The sequence below is a fragment of the Flavobacterium sp. LMO8 genome, from assembly GCF_009495755.1.
Taxonomy (GTDB): Bacteria; Bacteroidota; Bacteroidia; order Flavobacteriales; family Flavobacteriaceae; genus Flavobacterium.
Map to the genome: position 1 here is coordinate 14,461 of NZ_WIBJ01000027.1, position 19,961 is coordinate 34,421.

Sequence of the window (19,961 nt, forward strand, 5' to 3'; positions counted from 1 at the left end):
TAAACAAAATCAAACATGAAAATAATAGCTGTAATTCCCGCTCGATATGCTTCCACACGTTTCCCTGCAAAATTAATGCAAGATTTGGGAGGTAAAACCGTAATTCTTCGTACTTATGAAGCAGCTATTTCGACCGATTTATTTGATGATGTTTTTGTAGTAACGGATTCTGATTTGATTTACAACGAAATTATTTCGAATGGAGGAAAAGCTATCATGTCAATTAAAGAACACGAAAGTGGAAGCGACAGAATTGCAGAAGCTGTTGAAAATATGGATGTTGACGTTGTAATTAACGTACAAGGCGACGAACCATTTATCAATAAAAAGCCTTTAGAAGAATTAATAGAAGTCTTTAAAAAAGACACCGAAAAGAAAGTCGATTTGGGTTCGTTAATGTTTCAAATTACTGATAAAGAGGAAATTATTAATCCGAATAACGTAAAAGTTATTACGGATCAACAAGGTTTTGCGTTATACTTTTCGCGTTCCGTTATTCCGTTTCCTAGGGAAGAAAATGTGGGTGTTCGTTATATGAAACACATCGGAATTTATGCTTTCAGAAAAGAAGCTTTGATGGATTTTTACCGTTTACCAATGCTATCTTTAGAAGCTTCCGAAAAATTAGAACAACTTCGCTACTTAGAATATGGAAAACGTATCAAAATGGTGGAAACTTCGCACGGGAGCATAGGAATTGATACACCAGAAGACTTAGAGAAGGCAAAAAAGTTACTATCTTAAATTTCTTCGTCGTCAAAATAACCTTTGCTTTTTACTTTTGTTGAGAAAAAATTCAAAAACAAGATAACAAAAGATAAAAAGAACATCGCTTGTAAGCTAACTAATACTTTACCAAAAGTTGTTACGGGATAATAGTCTCCGTAACCAATTGAATTTGAACTTATAATACTGAAATAAACAGAGTCAAACCAATGTTCAAAAGGTTTATTCATATTATCTCCAACAGTATACAAAACTGCAAATGAAACGACAATTTCAATATAATTGAAAAACAGTAATAACATAGAGCGCTTATAAGATCTAGGTCTTGAAAACAAGTCAGAAGCAAAGATTAATGTTGGAATGTATAAAACAGTTTCTAAAAGAACATAAATAAGGATATAAATGGCATAGGTTTCATATTGTAAACCATTTTTTAAAATCACAATTGGAAACAAAACTTTTGCCAATACGTAAATATCCATAACTAAATCTTCATATTCAAATCCTTTTTTGGAAGCTAAATATTTGATATAAATACCAGGAAATAATAACTGAGAACACGATAAAAACAAACGCACAATTTTTTCTATCCCATTATCGTCTTGATGGTCATTGTTCCAAATGGATCGTATATTCAAAATTCGTTTTTGAATTGGGTTGAATTTGGGTACGTAATTACGATTTACTTTTCCAACTAATAATTTCTTTAAAAAGTTCATTAGGCTAATTTTTTAATGGTAAATAATTCGTTATGCACTTCAATTTTTGGATATAGTCGAACCGAATAATTGTTATCAAATTTACTTTTGTAGGTAGCATTTCTTCTTCTATCTTGATAATCTAAAACCATGGTATTAAATAAAATAAATCCATTTACATTAAGTAAAAAATTAATACGATTGATAAAGAAATCTTCAAATAAAAAATTCGGCATTGTGGTATCTTGAAAGATATCAATTATGATTAAATCGTATTTTTCTTTGGTTTTTAAAACAAATTCAAAAGCATCGCCAATCACAATTGAAACGTTATCATAATTTTCTAGTCCAAAATATTTCTTTGCTAATTCAACTACAGCTGCATCAATTTCAACGCCTGTAATTTTACCTTGAAATTTTATGTCTTTTTTAAGTGTTTCGATTACACTTCCACCAGCAACACCAAGTACTAAAACTGATTGAAAGCCTTTAATTCGCTCATATCCTATGTATTTCAATCCTTTTTTTAATACGCGCTGCAAACTTCCAAAAGAATAATTGGTATTCTCCGAATCTAAAACTAAATACCCATTATTCCAGGTAACTTCCAGATATTTACTATAAACCGATTTCTTTTGATGAATTTTTACGGGTAATAAAAAACTCAATAAGCGCTTAATCATGTAATTTTGTTTGTAATCGTAAATATAATTTTATTTTTGTCTCAAAATCTATCCCATGAAACAAATTATATACAAATTTATTTTCTACAAAATTTTTGGCTGGAAAGTAGTTGGATCAATAGCTCCAATTGTAAAAAAATGTGTAATAATTGCTGTTCCACACACGAGTTGGTGGGATTTTTTCCTTGGGATTTTTTCACGAGGTATTCTAAATATCGAAATTAATTATGTGGCTAAAAAAGAATTATTCGTGTTTCCGTTTAATTATTTTTTCACTTGGACAGGAGGAACACCTTTAAATCGTCAAAAAAACGAGAATAAAGTGGATACCATTGCCAAAATATTTCAAGAAAAAGAAGTATTCAGATTAGCAATAGCTCCTGAGGGAACTCGAAAAAAAGTTACCGAATGGAAAACGGGGTTTTATTACATGGCTTTAAAAGCAAATGTACCAATTGTTCCAGTAGCTTTTGATTACGGGAGAAAAGAAGTAGTATATCACGAACCTTTTTATCTAACCGGAAATATCGAAGCAGATATTAAATTTTTAGAATCGTATTATAAAGGAGTCATTGGAAAAGTTCCAGAATTGAGTTATGTTCCAAAGGAATAATCTGTTTAAAGTGTTTATAATTAAGAAGATAAAATAAATTTTACTCAAAATAAAACCAAGAAGAATAGTTTTTCGTAGATAGAAGAAATCAAAACTTTTAACAAATGAAAAAACTATTTTTACCTCTAGCTTTAGTAGCCGTTATATTTACTTCTTGTAATGACGACGATTCTTCAATGGTTACTCCAGAACCAGAACCAATTGACCAAACTCCAACTCCGCCTCAGGAATTAAAACTGATAACTACTAGTAATACTTCGGGACAAATTTCATTTACCGATTTATTAGCAACAACACCTACAGCAAAAAGTTTTACTATAAGTTCAACAGATGCAGATGGTGTTTATTATGATACATTTAAAGATCAAGTAGTTTTAGCTTCAAGAACTAATAATAGAGTAGAAGCTTACAATAGATTAAGAAATGCCATCATTTCTTCTGCTACAACATTAGATTTATCTTTTTCTTCTTCAGCTGATTTTACAAATGCTCGTGAAATTGCAGTTTCAGAAGATAAAGTGGTGGTAGCTCAAGATCAAAATGCTGGTAATGGAAATATCAGCAAATTTTATGTATACCAAAGAAATACAACTGGATTTACACTTTTAAATACATACACTGTAGATATCAAACTTTGGGGAATCCATTTAGATGGAACTACCATGTATGCTATTGCTGATAATACTAGCGATTTAGTTGTATATAATAATTTCTTTTCTAATGCTACTGGAGCAATTACAGCTTCAAAAAGAGTGACTATTGAAGGCTTAGTTAGAACACACGGAATTACTTATTCTCCGCAAGATAATGTAATGGTTTTATCTGATGTAGGATTAGCTTCAAGCGCAACCGACGGTGGTTTAGTGGTTATTAATAACTTTACTTCTGTACTAAACATGACGAATAATTTGGGAACAATTGCTATGAACAATCAAATTAGAGTGTACGGACCTAATTCTATGTTAGGAAACCCTGTCGATGTTGCTTATGACCACGTAACAAATGCAATTTATGTAGCAGAACGCTTGAATTCAGGCGGTTTAGTTTTAAAATTTGCTTTCCCAACAATGTCAGCAGATGCAACACCTCAAATGAGTAGAGCAGAAGCAGGAGTAACAGCAGTTTATTTACACCGAAGATAAAGGTTAGTTATTTAATTATTTAAGAACTCTGGAGAAATTCAGAGTTTTTTTATGGTTTATAGTTTTTGAAAGTCCCGTTTTTAAAAAACACTACAATGTGCTCTATTTCTTCAGGAGAATTATTTTCTGTTTTAATCGATTCTACAGGATTACTTTCTGAAAGAGTAGAAGTTGTTCCTTTTTCTGTAGTCGAAAATAAATCAGGTTCAGAAATTGAAGAATCAGGTTTCAATAATGATGGATTATTTTTTTCAGAATCGATTAAAGGAATTAAACTATTTTCTGATTTCGGAAAATTTCCTTTTCCATTTAAAATCCAATACAAATCTACTTCAGGAAAAACCTCAATTACTTTGATAATAAAATCCAAGCTAGGTTTATTTCTACCCGAGAGTAGGTGAGACAAACTAGAACGTTGCACATTGATTTTATCCGCAAATGCAGAAGCCGATAAATTGTAATAATCGAGTATGATTTCTAACCGTTTAATAAAATCATCAATGTTTACCATTGTAAATAGTTGTTTTTGTTCAACACGTTACAAATGTAAACAATCTAGATGGAATACACAAGTTTACAGATGTAAATAGCAGTGTGTTTATTAAATTTAAACTTCATTTAAACACACTTAACTTATTGATTAACAAGTAATAAAACATTAAAAAACTAATCTGTTTAATATTGTGAATTAATACATTAGAAGTTAATGTAAGTAGTAATTAAACGGTTTACAAAAGTAAATTATGTCGTATATTTATATGTTTACAAATGTAAAAAATAAGTTGTTTACATTTGTAAATCAAAAGAAAGCCATGGATTATTTACAATTAGCAACTCAATATTTAGAATCAAAACTCAAAGGAAAGTATATCTATTTAGATTCTATTTTGCCGTTATTAGAATCTTTAAATTCAGATTTTGAAATTACTCAAATTGGAAAATCAGTTCAAGAACGAGCAATTTATCAAGTTAAAATTGGAACAGGAAGAATCAAAATTTTAATGTGGTCGCAAATGCATGGAAACGAATCTACGACTACAAAAGGGTTGTTTGATTTTTTTAATTTTTTACAATCGGATAACAAAATTGCAAAAAGAATCAAATCAGAATATACTTTGCTATGTATTCCTATGTTAAATCCTGATGGAGCTTTCTTTTATACTAGAGAAAATGCTAACAAAGTAGATTTAAACAGAGATGCTTTTAACGCTTCTCAACCTGAAATGCAGGTTTTAAGGAAGGTTTATACTGATTTCCAGCCTGATTATTGTTATAATTTACACGACCAAAGAACTCTTTTTGGTACAGAAGGCTTTAATTTACCTGCAACTATTTCTTTTTTATCGCCAGCTTACAATGCAGAGCGAGAATATAATGATGTTCGTTTAAAAGCAATTCATATAATAAACAAGATGTATAAAGCGTTACAACTTTATATACCAAATCAAATAGGGCGTTTTGATGATAGTTATAATGTTAATTGTACGGGTGACTATTTCACCACTCAAAATACACCAACTATTTTATTTGAAGCCGGACATTATGCAAATGATTACGATAGAGATAAAGTTCGTAAATATATTTTTATTGCATTTTTAAGTTCATTTAATGTGAGTTACGAAAACGTTATAGTTGATAACAATTTGATTAATTATTTGAATATTTCTCAAAATAACGAATGTTTTTATGACTTTATTTATAAAAATGTCAAAATTATTGATAATAATGAAGAAAAAATAATTAACTTTGCTGCTCAATATAATGAAGAAATTCAAGATGGAAAATTAAAATTTATTGCAATTATCACTAAAATTGATGATTTACAGGATTTTAAAGGGCATCAAGAATATAATTGTAATAATGGTTTGTTTTCATCAAATGGGATGAATTTTCCTGTTTTAGGAGAAAAAGCTAATTTTTATATTAATAATTTAACAGAGTTTCTGAACGGTGTTGTAATTAATTAGTATTATATTTGAATAAAAATTAAAAAATTAACAATTATTATAAGACTTATGAGTAAGTTTCGTTTAGATGAAGTAGATCATCAAATTTTGGACATGTTGATTGATAACACGAGAGTTCCTTTTACAGATATTGCAAAAAAATTATTAATTTCTGCAGGAACGGTGCATGTTAGGGTGAAAAAAATGGAAGATGCAGGAATCATTCAAGGTTCTTCGTTGACATTAGATTATGAAAAATTAGGTTATTCTTTCATTGCTTATGTTGGAGTTTTCTTGCACAACACGTCTCAAACTAAATTCGTTTTAGAGCGTATCAATCAGATTCCATTCGTAACAGTTGCTCATGTAACTACAGGAAAATTCAATATTTTCTGTAAAATTAGAGCTAAAGACACTAAACACGCTAAAGAAGTTATCTTCATGATTGATGATATAGAAGGTGTTTACAGAACTGAAACCATGATTTCTTTAGAAGAAAGCATCAACGATAAAAAACGTTTAATGCATACGATTTTTAAAGAATTGTAAAATACGAAGCCTCTTAATGAGGCTTTTTTTATATCTTTTATTGTTATGAAAAATTTACAACCAAACGAATTTGCTCCATATTACGAGAATTATATCAAATTAGTTCCAGAACAAGATATAGTTAAAGGTTTAGTACAACAAAAAGAAGAAATACTACATTTCTTTAACTCGATTCCAGTTTTTAAACATGAATATCGTTATGCAGAAGGGAAGTGGACAGTAAAAGATATTATCCTGCACTTAATTGATGCTGAACGAATATTTGCTTACCGCGCTTTGCGAATTGCAAGAAATGACAAAACAGCTTTGCATGGTTTTGAAGAGAATGACTATGTTATCACTGCTAATGCCAATAATAGAGAATACGAAAGTTTGTTAGCGGAATATGAAAGTGTTCGAAATGCTACAATAAGTCTATTTGAAACTTTTTCTAGTGAAGATTTACTAAGTTTAGGAACAGCTTCAAATGGCAGTGTATCTGTTAGAGCTATTGGATACATAGCGCTAGGTCATGAATTGCATCACAAGAATGTAATTTTAGAACGTTATTTATAAAAAAAGGGATTCAAATTTTGAATCCCTTTTTTATGTATTAATCTTCGTCGTCCTCGTCGTCTGAATCTTCATCAGAATCTACAATATCGTCTGAATCATTTGAAATGTCATCGTCGTCGTCATCTTCTTCAATATCTAAATCTTTAAGACTTCCGATTTTTTCATCTGGTACAACTACCACATCATCTTCAATAATGTCGTCTTCGTCATAGTTTTCAATTCGGTCAGATAGTTTTGTACTAACTTTTACTAAAAAAATAGTGTCTTCAGTTCGTACTTCAACTGCCTCAATTGTTTCATTCTTAGCGTTTTTAAAACGAATAATATCCGAATCATCATATCCGTCAGGAAATTTCTCAACTAGTAAGGTTAAGATTTCATTTGTTAATTTTGCGTAATCAACAATAACTCTTTTCATTGGGTAGGTTTTAATCTTGTATTTTGGTCAAATGTACTATCCTAAAACTATATTTTCAAACAATTTGAACTATTTTTTTAAAAAAAATTACCAGCCTAAAATGTAAGCAAACATTAATGGAGCAACTATCGTAGCGTCAGACTCTACGATGAATTTGGGTGTATGAATATCTAATTTACCCCAAGTAATTTTTTCGTTTGGAACTGCTCCAGAGTACGAACCATAACTTGTTGTTGAGTCAGAAATTTGACAGAAATAGCTCCAAAACGGCACATCATGCATTTCCATATCTTGATATAACATTGGAACAACACAAATTGGGAAATCTCCTGCAATTCCTCCTCCAATTTGGAAGAAACCAATTCCTTTTCCTGCACAATTTTTTGGATACCAATCGGCTAACCACATCATGTATTCAATTCCGCTTTTCATTGTAGTAGCTTTGAATTCACCTTTAATACAGTAAGAAGAGAAAATGTTACCCATTGTACTATCTTCCCATCCTGGAACTACAATTGGTAAATTCTTTTCAGCTGCGGCAACCATCCAAGAATCAGCAGGATCAATTTCATAATATTGTTTTAATACGCCTGAATTAATCATTTGGTACATAAATTCATGTGGAAAATAACGTTCTCCTTTAGAATCTGCATTGTTCCAAATATCAAATAAATGCGATTGTAATCTTCTAAATGCTTCTTCTTCCGGAATACAAGTATCTGTTACACGGTTGTAATGGTTTTCTAATAAATCCCATTCTTCTTGTGGAGATAAATCTCTGTAATTTGGAACTCTTTTGTATGAATTATGAGCTACCAAGTTCATGATATCCTCTTCTAAATTAGCTCCAGTACAAGAAATGATATGTACTTTATCTTGACGAATCATTTCGGCTAATGATTTTCCTAATTCAGCTGTACTCATGGCACCTGCTAAAGTAATCATCATTTTTCCGTTGTCTAATAAATGTTCTTCATACCCTTTTGCTGCATCTACTAAAGCGGCAGAGTTAAAGTGAAGATAATGTTTTTCTATAAACTGACTAACTGGTCCTTTGCTCATTATTTCTTATTTTATTGTTCTTTTCTTGTAACCTAAAATTTCTAAAACGTCTTCTGCTTTTTGTTGTTCCGAAAAAACTTCGGTAGCAATAATTCCGTTTTTATCTTTATCAATTAAAATGTGTTTTGGTTGTGGTAAAATACAGTGACTTAACCCGCCAAAACCACCAATTGTTTCTTGATACGCTCCTGTGTTAAAGAATCCGATATATAAAGGTTTTTCTTTGTTGTATTTTGGTAAATAAACCGCATTCATGTGTTGCTCTGAATTGTAATAATCGTCGCCATCACAAGTCAATCCGCCTAATAACACCCGTTCGTAAGTATCATTCCATCGGTTTACGGCTATCATTACAAAGCGTTTATTGATTGCCCAAGTATCTGGAAGTGTTGTAATGAAAGAAGAATCAATCATGTTCCAGTTTTCACGGTCATTTTGTTTCTTTTGGTATAAAACTTGGTACAACGCACCGCCAGCCTCCCCAACAGTAAACGAACCAAACTCTGTAAAAATATGGGGAACAGGAACTTCGGCTTCGTCACAAGCAATTTTGATTTGATTTAAGATTTCGTCGACCATATATTGGTAATCATAATCAAATGCTAACGAATTTTTAATAGGGAAACCGCCTCCTATATTCAAACTGTCTAAAGTTGGACATTCTTTTTTCAAAGCAATGTACACTTTCATACATTTTAATAATTCGTTCCAATAATACGCAGTATCACGAATACCAGCATTAATAAAAAAGTGAAGCATTTTTAACTCAACTTTCTTATTTTCAGATATTTGCTTACGGTAAAATGGAACAATATCTTTATATCCAATTCCTAAACGAGAAGTATAGAACTCAAATTTTGGTTCTTCTTCCGCAGCAATACGAATTCCGATTTTAAATTTACCGTCAATTTGTTCTTGTAATAAATCTAATTCTTCAAAATTATCAATTACAGGAATGGTATTTTTATGTCCGTTGTTGATTAATCGTGCAATATTAGTTACATATTGATCACGTTTAAAACCATTACAAACTACAAATGTATTTTTATTGATTTTGCCTTCTTCCATTAAAGTTTCTACAATATTAATGTCGAAAGCAGATGAAGTTTCAATGTGAATATTGTTTTTTAAAGCTTCATTTAAAATAAACTCAAAATGAGAACTTTTTGTACAATAGCAATAATAATATTTAGCATCATAATCGTGTTTTTCCATGGCATTTCTAAACCACATTTTCGCACGATTAATATTTTGTGAAATTTTAGGCAAATAAGTAAACTTAAGAGGAGTACCGTATTCTTCAACTAATTTCATTAAATCGATACCATGAAATTGTAAAGTGTCTTTATTTAAAGTAAATTCTTCTTGAGGAAAGTAAAAAGTTTGATTGATTAAGTCGTAATATCTTGTGTTCATTTTGAAAATTTGGATTAAATTAAAAAAGTTACAAATTGATTTTTAATCACAATTTTCAAACCCTAATATTGGCAAAGCGAATTAGTAATTTTTCACTAAAAGCCTTTGATATTTCAAACAAATCAATAATATGAAAACTAAAAATAGAAAAAAAGAATCGCTCAATTATAGAGATGTCAGCATTTCTATTATCGAGTGTTCTGTTGAAATTAGATTGTTTTTTGTTTTCTTTCATTAGGGCAAAGTTAAAAAATAAAATGGCTAAAAAATAAAGAAAAAATAAAAAAATAATTACACGGAATAATCTTCAAAAGCTTTGTAAATCAATTCGTTATCTGATTCTTGATTGATTTTAATTTTCCCAATTCCGTCAAGTAATGCAAATTGCACTTTTCCAAACTCATTTTTCTTGTCAAAAATCAGCAGTTCAATTATTTTTTTGATATCAATTTGTGAGAATTCAATTCGTTCAAAAATATCATTGATGATGTATTTGATTTCTTGATATTCTTCGTTTGTCAATAATTCTTTTTCTCTGGAAATAAAGCTTTCTAATATCATTCCAACCGCTATAGCTTCGCCATGAAGTAAACTTGTTTTGTTGTCATTTTCTAAGAAATAACTTTCGATTGCATGACCTAAAGTATGACCAAAATTTAATGATTTTCTAATTCCATTCTCGGTTAAATCTTCACAAACAATAGTGTTTTTTATTTGAATAGATTGATGAATTAATTCGTTTAAATTATCTGTATTTAAGCTTTTTAAGTCTTTAAATTTATCCCAATATTTTTTATCAAAAATCAATCCGTGTTTTAACATTTCAGCCAAGCCAGAACGCATTTCGTTTTGAGGTAACGTACTTAAAAATTGCGTATCAACAATCACAGCTTTAGGTTCTCGAATGATTCCAATTTGATTTTTTAAATTTCCTAAATCGACACCATTTTTTCCTCCAATTGAAGCATCAACCATGGAAAGTAAAGATGTTGGAATATTAATAAAATCTATTCCTCTTTTAAAAGTACAAGCGACAAATCCGCCTAAATCAGAAATTACGCCACCACCTAAATTAATTAGAATGCTTTTTCTATCGCCACCTAAATCCGACAAGGCTCCCCAAACTTCTGTGCAAGTAGCAATATTTTTATGAATTTCGCCAACCTCTAATTCGATGATTTCAATTTCAATTTCAGTTGCCAAATTGTTTAATAAATGTGGTAAACAATACTTAGAAGTATTTTCGTCAACTAAAATAAAAATCTTAGAATAATGAGATGGTTTTAGCATTTCTACCAAAGTTTCATATCCTTTAGAATCAAAGTAAACACTATAATTGTTGGCTGTAATTGTTTGCATGTAAAAAGCTTGAATTTTATTGCAAAATAAGGCATTTTTTATTTAAAATTCGTAAAAACTGATGTATATTTGTGTCGCTTTTTATCAAAAATATCATGAATATAATATTTGACAATACACAAGTTGCTTTTTCTTTAAAAAGTGATACCGAATTAGAAAGAGCTTATTTTCTTTTCAAACTAATTGCAAGTCAGCCACTTGTTAAAATAGGTACTGCCGTTACAAATTTCGCTCTTAAAGCCCATTTACCTGTTGAAGGATTGATTCGTTCAACCGTTTTTGATCATTTTTGTGGTGGAGTTAATGAAGTAGATTGTCTAAAAGTGGTAGATAATATGTTTACCAAAGGAGTTTCTTCGGTTTTGGATTATTCTGTTGAAGGAAAAGAAGAAGAAGCACAATTTGATGCTGCTTTAGAAATGACTTTAAAAACAATTGAATTTGCAAGAGAACGTGAAGCTATTCCTTTTGCTGTTTTTAAACCAACAGGTTTCGGTCGTTTAGATTTATATGAAAAAGTAGGAGAGAAGGCAGTTTTAACAGAAGCGGAACAACAAGAATGGAATCGTGTAATTGCTCGTTTTGATTTGGCTTGTAAAACTGCACATGAAAAAGATGTTTTATTATTAATTGACGCAGAGGAAAGTTGGATGCAAGATGCTGCAGATGCTATGGTTGCTGATATGATGTGCAAATACAACAAACAAAAAGCTATTGTTTTCAATACGTTACAAATGTACCGTTGGGACAGATTAGATTACTTGAAAAGTTTACACGAACAAGCAAAATCGGAAGGTTTCTACATTGGAATGAAATTAGTTCGTGGCGCTTATATGGAAAAAGAAAATGATAGAGCTGCTGAACGTGGATTGAAATCGCCAATTTGTGTTTCTAAAGAAGCTACAGATATTAATTATGATGCAGCAGTTTTATACATGATTGAAAATATTGATAAAATGGCAATTTTTGCAGGAACTCACAATGAAGAAAGTTCATATAAGTTAATGCAATTAATGGCTGAAAAAGGAATTGATAAAAATGATAAACGTATCTTTTTCGGTCAATTATTAGGAATGAGTGATAACATCAGTTTTAATTTGGCTGAAAATGGATATAATGTTGCTAAATATTTACCTTTTGGTCCAGTAAGAGATGTGATGCCTTATTTAATTAGAAGAGCAGAAGAAAATACTTCAGTTGCTGGACAAACCAGTAGAGAGTTAACATTAATTAAGAAAGAGAAGGAAAGAAGAAAGTTATAAAAAAAAATAATTCTATATTTTTTTAAGATTAGACTTTTGATATTAATATAAACTGTGTAAGTTAATAATGATTTTAAGAATCGTTTTAACTTACACAGTTTTAGGTTGTGATTTATGTATGAAATAGAAAGTTTTAAATTACATATTTAGGATTATTACGTAATAAGTATTATTGTTATTTAAGCTTTCCAAATTAAAATACTAACTTAACAGTTAATTCGAAATCGTCATAAATAGTTTTATCTCCTAAGTCTGAGAAGAAACTTCCTGAACCATATTTTATATCGTATTTAGTTCTATCCACTTTTAATGTAGTTGAAGCAGTATTCCCATCAACGGTTAATTCAAATTTGATTGGGTTAGTGATTCCTTTGATAGTTAAATCAGCAGTTACAGCATAAACTCCATTGCTTTTTTCTCCAATAGTTTTGAATACTAAAGTAGCTGTTGGGAATTTTTCAACTCCAAAGAAATCATCTGATTTTAAGTGCCCATCTAAATTAGCTTTTCCTTTTCCTTCTAAATCAGTAGTATTGATGGTTGTCATATCAACAGTAAAGTTTCCGTTTACTACTTTTTTCCCTTTAAATACTATAGCACCTTCTTTTAAAGCAATTGTACCTTCGTGTGCACCAGTTACTTTTTTACCTACCCAGTTGATTTTACTTTTAGATACATCCACTTTTTTTGATTGTGCATTAGCTGCAAATGATACGAAAGCTACTAGAGCTAAAGCAATTGATTTGAAATTTTTCATGTTTAAAATTGTTTTAAATGTTAATTAATTTATTAAATAATAGTAAATAATTCTTGTTTTGGTTTTCTCACTTTTGCATAGTGTTGTGTTGCATCTTCTTCATGGCGGTATCCAACAGCTGCTACTAACGAAGCGTTTAATCCTAATGCATTGAAACCTAAAATTTCATTGTATTTTTCTGGTTCAAATCCTTCCATCGGCGTAACATCGATTTTTAATTCAGCAGCAGCATTCATTAAGTTAGCTAAAGCTAAATAGGTTTGTTTTGATGTCCAAACTGATTTTTGGTCTACTGGTAAAGAAACAATTTTCGATTTCATAAAATCTGAATATCCTTTTAAATCGTCAACTGACAAACCTCTTGTAATTGCAATGTTTTGTACATATTCATCAATGTGATTTTCTTGTACATCTACAATGTTAGCGAATACCAATAGGTGAGAAGCATCTACAATTTGCGATTGTCCCCAAGAAGCCGGTTGTAACTTGGTTCTAACTTCTGGATTTTCGATGATGAATACTTTGTATAACTGTAAACCATAAGAAGAAGAACTCAATTGGATTGCTTCTTTTAATGTTTCAAAATCAGCAGCAGATATTTTTTTTGCTGCATCAAATTTTTTGGTGGCATAGCGCCATTTTTGGTTTTCTATAAAATGACTCATAATAATTTTTGGGTTTTAATTTCTAAATTTTTCAAGCAATTCGTTTAATAATTCTAATTCTGCAACGGTCAAATTTTGAGAAAAAGATTTCTCGTGAGCTTCCACCATTGGATCTAATTGTAATAAAAGTTCCAAACCTTTCTCGGTAATGGTAATTTCCATTTTACGACGATTGATAGGGCAAACTTCTCTAAGCACTAATTCTTTTAATAACAATTTGTCTACTAAACGTGTGGTGTTACTGGTTTTCGCAATCATGCGTTCTTGTATCATACACATATTAGCAGGCTTTCCTTTCTGACCTCTTAAGATGCGCAAGACATTAAATTGTTCAGGTGAAAGGTCAAATGGTTTTAATATCTCATTAAACTTTTCCGATATGACATTTTGAGTATACATCACGTTAAGTAATGTTTTCTTTTCCATTGCCATTGGAGTATTCGGTTTTATGATTTCTTCTATTCTCATTTGCTGTTGTAAAATTTGTATGCACAAATGTAGTAATAATTTTATTTGTATGTACAAATGTTTAATAAATTTTTGTTAAAGTTTTAAAATTATATTATTTAATTGCAATATTTTAAAAAAAAAGTTAAAAAACTTAGATTAAATACTAGGTAAAGTAGTTTTTAAATATTGAAATTGAGTAAATATGAGATGTTTGTATGTATAATGAATTTAACATATCTTTATAATAAATAAAGAAGATTTTTATATCAATATTATATAATGTGATGGTTTTTAGCTTAAAAGTAAGATATATTATTATGTGTTTAGTATTTAATTGTTATAGAGCTAAATACAAAAAATCCACTAAAGAGCGGATTTTTTGTATTAAATTTATTTAAGGTTTTTTTAATTTACAATAACTTTCTTAGTTGCTACTCCATTTTCAGAAGCCATTTGAACTAAATAAAACCCACTTGATAAATTATTTACTTTGTAAGAATTATCAACTCGTGTAGGGTTTTTAATTTCTTGAATAATTTGTCCGTTGATGTTGTATAAAACAATCGATTTTAATTCGGTTTCAGATGAAATTGTAATTTCGTTATTGATTGCTGGATTTGGATAAATTGAAATTGAATTTTCTAAAACAAAACTTTCTGTTGAAAGTGTAGCACATTGTGTTGGGTATATTTGGCAAACATAATCAGGATTGTCAATAAATGGATTTCTGTTATTTTGTCTTGCATAGATAGCATTATTTCTATCAATTTCTCTCTGACTAACAGGGTCATTTAAATGCCATGTAATTAGAATATTTAAAAAAGTATTATTAAAAACTTGATTAGAAGTACCATTAAACATGACATAAGACCAACCAGCTACTTGATCTTCATATCTTGTTGCAAAATAGAAAAACATTCTAGCAATATCACCTTTGAACTCATTTATAGGTTCAAATACAACACTAGAATATCCAGCAGAATAACCAGAATTTAAATTATTCCCTTTTTTTGAACCATTTGTATAGGTGTTAGAAGCTACATTTACTCTACCAAAAGGATCATTTCCTCTTTGTCCATTTATATATTTATCAGATGGAACAACAAAATGGGCATCTGAATACATTGGTGTAGCTGAACTAAATACAGATTGAGGAATAATATGTTCTCTATTGTACTTTTGACATTCTGATGTTCCTCCAGAACCATCATCTTGGTTTGTACCATAAGTAAAAGCGCATTCTGGTCCAGTAGGATTTTCAGTGTACATATCTAACATGGTTCCATCATTTTCGTAATACGAATCAATATCAGAAGTTGTATAGGTTACATATAAACCAGCATAACCTTGATCAGTATGACCATTTATAATGTTAAATAACTGTGTTTTTAAAGTGTAACCACTTCCAGTTGCAGTACTATAATATCCTACAGGAATTTGTGTAAATCCAATAACTGAACACAATAAAAATGCTAATAAGGTAAAGTTCTTTTTCATAAACTATTTGTTTTTTCTTTCTAATAATGCCATGTAAAATCCGTCGAAACCGCTTTCACTTGCTAATACTTTTTGGTCTTTAACAAAAGTAAACTCTTTTCCAATTTCGGTACTTAAGAAATGCTTAATTTGTTCTTGATTTTCAGATGGTAACACCGAACAAGTTGCATACACTAATTTTCCGCCTGGTTTTACAATTTTTGAGTAATTTTCTAATACTTCTGCCTGAACTTTACGAATGTTATCAATAAATTCAGGTTGTAATTTCCATTTGCTATCCGGGTTTCTTTTTAAAACTCCTAATCCACTACAAGGCGCATCGATTAAAACTCTATCCGCTTTTTCGTGTAATTTTTTTATAGTTTTAGTACTTTCAATTACTCTAGGTTCAATATTGAAAGCGCCATTTCTTTTAGCTCTAATTTTTAATTGCTTTAATTTACTTTCATATAAATCCATAGCAATTAATTGTCCTTTGTTTTCCATTAAAGAAGCCAAATGCAAGGTTTTACCACCAGCACCAGCACAAGTATCCACAACTCGCATTCCTGGCTGAACATCTAAGAAATAGGCCACTAATTGAGAAGAAGCATCTTGTACTTCAAACAAACCGTCTTTAAAAGCGTCTGTTAAAAATACATTAGCTCTTTCGGTTAAAATTAAAGCGTCTGGATACTCTTTATGAAACTCGGTTTCAATATTCAAGTCCATTAAAATGGCTCTTAATTTTTCTTTAGTGGTTTTTAGACGATTTACTCTTAAAATAACCTTTGCTTGTTTATTTTGAGCAGCAATTTCTTTTGACCAAGTTTCTTCACCCAATTCCTTAACACCTAATTCATCCATCCAATCTGGAATAGATTCTTTGAATTTTCTAGTTTTTGTTAATTCGTCAAATTTTCCTTTGATTCTTCTTACAGGAGTTTCTTCAAAATATTTCCAATCGGGTAGGGTGTAACCTCTTAATACAGCCCAAACTGCAAAAATTCTCCAAACATTGTCTCTTTCAAATGGTTCTTTTACTTCTGCAATTTCAACATATAAACGTTTCCATCTTACAATTTCATAAATGGTTTCTGCAACGAATTTTCTATCGCTACTTCCCCAACGCTTGTCTTTTTTAAGTGCTCTAGCAACCACTTTATCAGCGTATTCACCTTCGTTAAAAATCGCCATAAGCGAATCGATTGTTGTGAATACTAAATTTCTGTGTAATCTCATTTTTTATTTTAAATCAGCCTGCAAAGATACGAATAAAAATAAAAAAAGCTGCCAAATTTGACAGCTTTAATATTTATCCTCTTCCACCAGCTCTTGAACCCGAACCTCTAGAGTTTGAATCGCCTCTAGGAGCGCTACTTCTAGATTGAGAGTTTCCTCTTGACATATTTCCTCTTGCTTCAGAATTAGCCCTATTTACATTAGTATTTACAGTTGTATTTCTTTCTCTAGATGAATTGTTTCTGTTCTCAGTATATTGTCTATTTCCGTTTGAACGTGAACCTTCGTTTCTTGTTCTAGTTTCAGTAGCTACTCTTGTTCCTGAGTTACCTCTTAAACCTTCAGACCTTGTTCTTGAGGGAGTTGGAGTAGCTCTTGTTTCTCTATTTCCACGTGTTTCATTAGTAGCAGTTCTAGTGTTGTTTCTGTTTATTTCACTTCTGTTTCTTGGTGTCGTGATATTTCTTCTTGAATCTAATTCATGTCGGTTTGAATATCCTGAGTTTCTATGTGCGAATGAACGATTTGGATGCAATCTTTCGTAACCATTTCCTCTTCTTCCATAATAGTTGTTATAAACTGAAGCACATCTTCTGTGTGAAACATAATGATAACTATGACCAAAATTGATATGAACATGAATGTGATTTCTGTATCTAAAAATTGGGAATGGATTCCAATAGCTATAATAACTAGGATAATAACCCCAATACCAAGATGAATAATACGGACGATAGTTTCCTACCCAAAATGTATTATAAACTATAGGAGTATGAACATAAACTGGTTCGTAAATATAATTCGTACCATACATGTAAACGTCACCAACAACCTGAACTTGAACACGGTTATTACTATCGCGATCTACTTCAATGGTAGCTACATCTTGAAAAACATCTTTTTCTAAAACCGCTTGCACTACAACTAAGTGTACATTTCCTTCAACTGTTTCAATAACTCTTAAATAATCAACATAATTGTCGTTATTCAAATCTAAGTTTGAAATTTGTGTTTTTGGATCGTTCAATCTTCTTTCAAAATCTTCCAAGTCTTTTGCATCACCAAAAACAGTTGCAACCGCTCTTAAATCTAAGTTGTCGCTGATATCCGAATTTTTTGCTGTAACCGTAGTTTTTTCTTGAGCAAAAAGTGAACCTATCGTCAATGAAGCCAGTAAGCTCAGATGTATCAATTTAGTTTTCATAATATTTTCGTTTAAGGGTTCTTATTTTTATATTTCATAATTCAATTACTATGCCAAAGTTTTTCATAACGATTCAAGATGTTGATAATCAATGATTTATAAAATATATTTTTGCTTTGAAACATTTCCATTATATTTGAAAATAAAACCAATCCAATGAAGACAATAATTGCATTTCTGTTTTTTTTAAGTATTTCATCAGTTGCTCAAAGCGGAAAATTTAAATCGGAAGTTATTCTCGAAACTAAATTAAGTTGCAGAGCCATTTTTGTTGACGATGAAAAATTGTGGATGGGAATGGATAAAGGTCGTTACGGATTTTACGATAAGAAAAAAGATACCACAATTTTAAAAGATATACAATCGGTTGACCGAACTACCGAATTTAGAAGCATTGCAGGAACTAAAGAAGCTATTTTTATTTTAGCTGTTGGGAATCCAGCTATGTTGATTCGTATTGATAAAAAAACGTTGGAAGAAACTGTTGTTTATAAAGAGGAACACGAAAAAGTGTTTTATGATAGTATGCAATTTGTGGATGAACTAAACGGATTTGCCATGGGTGATCCAATTAAAAATTGTTTAGCATTTATAAAAACTAATGATGGAGGCAAAACTTGGCAAAAAATAAATTGTGATGTTTTACCAAAAATTTCAGAAGGTGAAGCCGCTTTTGCAACTAGTAATACGAATTTAACTATAAAAGGAAAATCGATTTTTATGGTTTCGGGTGGAAAGAAATCTCGTGTTTTTGTTTCTAAAGATTTTGGTGCAACTTGGAAAGTATATGAAACACCTATTGTTCAAGGTGAGGAAATGACCGGAATTTTTACTGCGGACTTTTACAATGAAAAAATCGGAATTATTGCAGGTGGAAATTACATGAAACAAGACCAAAATTGGGCCAACAAAGCCATTACTAAAAATGGTGGAAAAACTTGGAAATTAATTGCCGAAAATGAAGCTTTTGGTTACGCTTCGTGTGTGCAATTTGTACCAAATAGCAAAGGAAAACAGTTGATTTCTGTTGGTGGAACTGGAATGTTTTATTCGGCTGATTTTGGTAAAAGTTGGACAAAATTCTCTGATGATAAAGATTTTTTTACTTTTAGATTTGAATCAGAAAAAGTGTTTTATGCAACCGGAAGAAATAAGTTGGTTCGATTTGAAATACAATAACTCCAATTTTAAAACAAATAGATTTATTTTATTTAGTCTTTTAAAATTTATACCTAACACCTAATCCTAAATCAGGTCCAAAATTATTTTCTCTAAACTGGTTATCACTGTTATTATTTAAATAAATTTCTGGTCTAAAATCTAAAGATAATTGTAGAGGAATCTCTTTTAAATTATATTCAATTCCAATATCACCTGTAGCTAATATGAATACACCGCTATCACTCACACCATTTTTGTTATAGCTCCAACTTCCTGCACCAGCACCAGCTCCAGCATACCAGTTAAATCCACCTTCAATATTCCAAACCCATTGATACAAACCAACTAATTTAATGGCGTCAACGTACTTACTGTTTCTCCAACCTAAGTCAAATTCTAAACGATTATTATCATCTAAACCTCTTTGATACGAAATTTCTCCTCCAAAGCCATCATTGTCACCAATACGTAATCCTAGTGCATTTTTAGAAATGTCTTGTGCTTGTGAACTAAATGCTAAACTTAGTAGCATAATAGCTGATAAAATAACTTTTTTCATATAAATCTATTTTTTCAA

At 30.5% G+C, this 19,961-nt stretch carries 22 protein-coding genes; 8 read left to right on the forward strand and 14 right to left on the reverse strand.

Annotated elements, in window-relative coordinates; genetic code table 11:
- Positions 1-15 precede the first annotated feature (15 nt).
- Complete coding sequence (gene kdsB, locus GFJ94_RS03600) at positions 16-744, forward strand: 3-deoxy-manno-octulosonate cytidylyltransferase (protein ID WP_153200224.1); 729 nt, start codon at positions 16-18, stop codon at positions 742-744.
- Here the strand turns inward: kdsB and GFJ94_RS03605 are convergent.
- Complete coding sequence (locus GFJ94_RS03605) at positions 741-1,445, reverse strand: potassium channel family protein (RefSeq protein WP_153200225.1); 705 nt, start codon at positions 1,443-1,445, stop codon at positions 741-743. The two genes, kdsB and GFJ94_RS03605, sit on opposite strands and share 4 nt — an antisense overlap.
- A complete protein-coding gene (locus GFJ94_RS03610; protein WP_153200226.1) occupies positions 1,445-2,107 on the reverse strand; it encodes a spermidine synthase in 663 nt (220 codons plus the stop codon). Before GFJ94_RS03610 ends, GFJ94_RS03605 begins: the two co-directional genes overlap by 1 nt.
- Positions 2,108-2,162: 55 nt before the next feature.
- Between GFJ94_RS03610 and GFJ94_RS03615 the strand changes: the two genes are divergently transcribed.
- Entirely contained in the window at positions 2,163-2,720 is a 558-nt protein-coding gene (locus GFJ94_RS03615) for a 1-acyl-sn-glycerol-3-phosphate acyltransferase (protein WP_153200227.1), read from the forward strand.
- A 104-nt stretch (positions 2,721-2,824) separates the two neighbouring features.
- Positions 2,825-3,862 carry a hypothetical protein gene (locus GFJ94_RS03620; protein WP_153200228.1) on the forward strand — a complete coding sequence of 346 codons (1,038 nt, stop codon included), beginning with the start codon at positions 2,825-2,827 and terminating at the stop codon, positions 3,860-3,862.
- 49 nt (positions 3,863-3,911) lie between these two features.
- Here GFJ94_RS03620 and GFJ94_RS03625 read toward each other — a convergent pair whose 3' ends face one another.
- Positions 3,912-4,373, reverse strand: coding sequence for a helix-turn-helix transcriptional regulator (locus GFJ94_RS03625; protein ID WP_153200229.1), 462 nt, complete (start codon positions 4,371-4,373; stop codon positions 3,912-3,914).
- Positions 4,374-4,605: 232 nt separating this feature from the next.
- Between GFJ94_RS03625 and GFJ94_RS03630 the strand changes: the two genes are divergently transcribed.
- Genes GFJ94_RS03630 through GFJ94_RS03640 form a run of 3 tightly spaced genes read left to right on the forward strand, consistent with a single transcriptional unit; the run spans position 4,606 to position 6,912 of the window.
- Positions 4,606-5,829, forward strand: a complete 1,224-nt coding sequence (locus GFJ94_RS03630) for a M14 metallopeptidase family protein (protein ID WP_370513789.1) — start codon at positions 4,606-4,608, stop codon at positions 5,827-5,829.
- Positions 5,830-5,877: 48 nt separating this feature from the next.
- Positions 5,878-6,357: an Lrp/AsnC family transcriptional regulator gene (locus tag GFJ94_RS03635; RefSeq protein WP_026726210.1), complete on the forward strand. Its 480-nt coding sequence runs from the start codon at positions 5,878-5,880 to the stop codon at positions 6,355-6,357.
- A gap of 45 nt (positions 6,358-6,402) precedes the next feature.
- The gene (locus tag GFJ94_RS03640; RefSeq protein ID WP_153200230.1) at positions 6,403-6,912 is read left to right on the forward strand and encodes a DinB family protein; all 510 of its coding nucleotides are present in this window, start codon (positions 6,403-6,405) and stop codon (positions 6,910-6,912) included.
- Positions 6,913-6,949: 37 nt separating this feature from the next.
- Here the strand turns inward: GFJ94_RS03640 and GFJ94_RS03645 are convergent, their stop codons facing one another.
- The 4 genes from GFJ94_RS03645 to aroB all read right to left on the reverse strand — a co-directional run bounded on the left by GFJ94_RS03645 (position 6,950) and on the right by aroB (position 11,167).
- The gene (locus GFJ94_RS03645; RefSeq protein ID WP_153200231.1) at positions 6,950-7,330 is read right to left on the reverse strand and encodes a DNA primase; all 381 of its coding nucleotides are present in this window, start codon (positions 7,328-7,330) and stop codon (positions 6,950-6,952) included.
- Between the two features lie 87 nt (positions 7,331-7,417).
- Entirely contained in the window at positions 7,418-8,392 is a 975-nt protein-coding gene (locus GFJ94_RS03650) for a deoxyhypusine synthase family protein (protein ID WP_153200232.1), read from the reverse strand.
- Between the two features lie 6 nt (positions 8,393-8,398).
- On the reverse strand, positions 8,399-9,808 hold the full coding sequence (locus GFJ94_RS03655; RefSeq protein ID WP_153200233.1) for an arginine decarboxylase: 1,410 nt from the start codon (positions 9,806-9,808) through the stop codon (positions 8,399-8,401).
- A gap of 291 nt (positions 9,809-10,099) precedes the next feature.
- Positions 10,100-11,167 (reverse strand): 3-dehydroquinate synthase, encoded by a 1,068-nt coding sequence (gene aroB / locus GFJ94_RS03660; protein WP_153200234.1) that lies wholly within the window; start codon positions 11,165-11,167, stop codon positions 10,100-10,102.
- Positions 11,168-11,262: 95 nt separating this feature from the next.
- Between aroB and GFJ94_RS03665 the strand changes: the two genes are divergently transcribed.
- Positions 11,263-12,429 (forward strand): proline dehydrogenase family protein, encoded by a 1,167-nt coding sequence (locus GFJ94_RS03665; RefSeq protein WP_153200235.1) that lies wholly within the window; start codon positions 11,263-11,265, stop codon positions 12,427-12,429.
- Positions 12,430-12,622: 193 nt separating this feature from the next.
- Here the strand turns inward: GFJ94_RS03665 and GFJ94_RS03670 are convergent, their stop codons facing one another.
- The 6 genes from GFJ94_RS03670 to GFJ94_RS03695 all read right to left on the reverse strand — a co-directional run bounded on the left by GFJ94_RS03670 (position 12,623) and on the right by GFJ94_RS03695 (position 18,223).
- A complete protein-coding gene (locus tag GFJ94_RS03670) occupies positions 12,623-13,186 on the reverse strand; it encodes a YceI family protein (RefSeq protein WP_153200236.1) in 564 nt (187 codons plus the stop codon).
- Positions 13,187-13,218: 32 nt separating this feature from the next.
- Entirely contained in the window at positions 13,219-13,851 is a 633-nt protein-coding gene (locus GFJ94_RS03675) for an NAD(P)H-dependent oxidoreductase (RefSeq protein WP_153200237.1), read from the reverse strand.
- 15 nt (positions 13,852-13,866) lie between these two features.
- Complete coding sequence (locus tag GFJ94_RS03680) at positions 13,867-14,319, reverse strand: MarR family winged helix-turn-helix transcriptional regulator (protein ID WP_153200238.1); 453 nt, start codon at positions 14,317-14,319, stop codon at positions 13,867-13,869.
- Between the two features lie 387 nt (positions 14,320-14,706).
- Positions 14,707-15,798, reverse strand: coding sequence for an endonuclease (locus GFJ94_RS03685; protein WP_153200239.1), 1,092 nt, complete (start codon positions 15,796-15,798; stop codon positions 14,707-14,709).
- Between the two features lie 3 nt (positions 15,799-15,801).
- The gene (locus GFJ94_RS03690) at positions 15,802-17,019 is read right to left on the reverse strand and encodes an RsmB/NOP family class I SAM-dependent RNA methyltransferase (RefSeq protein ID WP_153200240.1); all 1,218 of its coding nucleotides are present in this window, start codon (positions 17,017-17,019) and stop codon (positions 15,802-15,804) included.
- 73 nt (positions 17,020-17,092) lie between these two features.
- Positions 17,093-18,223 carry a hypothetical protein gene (locus GFJ94_RS03695; protein WP_153200241.1) on the reverse strand — a complete coding sequence of 377 codons (1,131 nt, stop codon included), beginning with the start codon at positions 18,221-18,223 and terminating at the stop codon, positions 17,093-17,095.
- A 156-nt stretch (positions 18,224-18,379) separates the two neighbouring features.
- Here GFJ94_RS03695 and GFJ94_RS03700 point away from each other — a divergent pair, with 156 nt between their 5' ends.
- Complete coding sequence (locus tag GFJ94_RS03700) at positions 18,380-19,402, forward strand: oxidoreductase (protein WP_153200242.1); 1,023 nt, start codon at positions 18,380-18,382, stop codon at positions 19,400-19,402.
- A 40-nt stretch (positions 19,403-19,442) separates the two neighbouring features.
- Here the strand turns inward: GFJ94_RS03700 and GFJ94_RS03705 are convergent, their stop codons facing one another.
- On the reverse strand, positions 19,443-19,943 hold the full coding sequence (locus GFJ94_RS03705; RefSeq protein WP_153200243.1) for a hypothetical protein: 501 nt from the start codon (positions 19,941-19,943) through the stop codon (positions 19,443-19,445).
- Between the last annotated feature and the right edge of the window lie 18 nt (positions 19,944-19,961).

Coding starts and splice junctions, on each gene's coding strand:
- kdsB (WP_153200224.1), top strand. CDS start 16: ATGAAAATAATAGCTGTAATTCCCGCTCGATATGCTTCCACACGTTTC.
- GFJ94_RS03605 (WP_153200225.1), bottom strand. CDS start 1,445: ATGAACTTTTTAAAGAAATTATTAGTTGGAAAAGTAAATCGTAATTAC.
- GFJ94_RS03610 (WP_153200226.1), bottom strand. CDS start 2,107: ATGATTAAGCGCTTATTGAGTTTTTTATTACCCGTAAAAATTCATCAA.
- GFJ94_RS03615 (WP_153200227.1), top strand. CDS start 2,163: ATGAAACAAATTATATACAAATTTATTTTCTACAAAATTTTTGGCTGG.
- GFJ94_RS03620 (WP_153200228.1), top strand. CDS start 2,825: ATGAAAAAACTATTTTTACCTCTAGCTTTAGTAGCCGTTATATTTACT.
- GFJ94_RS03625 (WP_153200229.1), bottom strand. CDS start 4,373: ATGGTAAACATTGATGATTTTATTAAACGGTTAGAAATCATACTCGAT.
- GFJ94_RS03630 (WP_370513789.1), top strand. CDS start 4,606: ATGTCGTATATTTATATGTTTACAAATGTAAAAAATAAGTTGTTTACA.
- GFJ94_RS03635 (WP_026726210.1), top strand. CDS start 5,878: ATGAGTAAGTTTCGTTTAGATGAAGTAGATCATCAAATTTTGGACATG.
- GFJ94_RS03640 (WP_153200230.1), top strand. CDS start 6,403: ATGAAAAATTTACAACCAAACGAATTTGCTCCATATTACGAGAATTAT.
- GFJ94_RS03645 (WP_153200231.1), bottom strand. CDS start 7,330: ATGAAAAGAGTTATTGTTGATTACGCAAAATTAACAAATGAAATCTTA.
- GFJ94_RS03650 (WP_153200232.1), bottom strand. CDS start 8,392: ATGAGCAAAGGACCAGTTAGTCAGTTTATAGAAAAACATTATCTTCAC.
- GFJ94_RS03655 (WP_153200233.1), bottom strand. CDS start 9,808: ATGAACACAAGATATTACGACTTAATCAATCAAACTTTTTACTTTCCT.
- aroB (WP_153200234.1), bottom strand. CDS start 11,167: ATGCAAACAATTACAGCCAACAATTATAGTGTTTACTTTGATTCTAAA.
- GFJ94_RS03665 (WP_153200235.1), top strand. CDS start 11,263: ATGAATATAATATTTGACAATACACAAGTTGCTTTTTCTTTAAAAAGT.
- GFJ94_RS03670 (WP_153200236.1), bottom strand. CDS start 13,186: ATGAAAAATTTCAAATCAATTGCTTTAGCTCTAGTAGCTTTCGTATCA.
- GFJ94_RS03675 (WP_153200237.1), bottom strand. CDS start 13,851: ATGAGTCATTTTATAGAAAACCAAAAATGGCGCTATGCCACCAAAAAA.
- GFJ94_RS03680 (WP_153200238.1), bottom strand. CDS start 14,319: ATGAGAATAGAAGAAATCATAAAACCGAATACTCCAATGGCAATGGAA.
- GFJ94_RS03685 (WP_153200239.1), bottom strand. CDS start 15,798: ATGAAAAAGAACTTTACCTTATTAGCATTTTTATTGTGTTCAGTTATT.
- GFJ94_RS03690 (WP_153200240.1), bottom strand. CDS start 17,019: ATGAGATTACACAGAAATTTAGTATTCACAACAATCGATTCGCTTATG.
- GFJ94_RS03695 (WP_153200241.1), bottom strand. CDS start 18,223: ATGAAAACTAAATTGATACATCTGAGCTTACTGGCTTCATTGACGATA.
- GFJ94_RS03700 (WP_153200242.1), top strand. CDS start 18,380: ATGAAGACAATAATTGCATTTCTGTTTTTTTTAAGTATTTCATCAGTT.
- GFJ94_RS03705 (WP_153200243.1), bottom strand. CDS start 19,943: ATGAAAAAAGTTATTTTATCAGCTATTATGCTACTAAGTTTAGCATTT.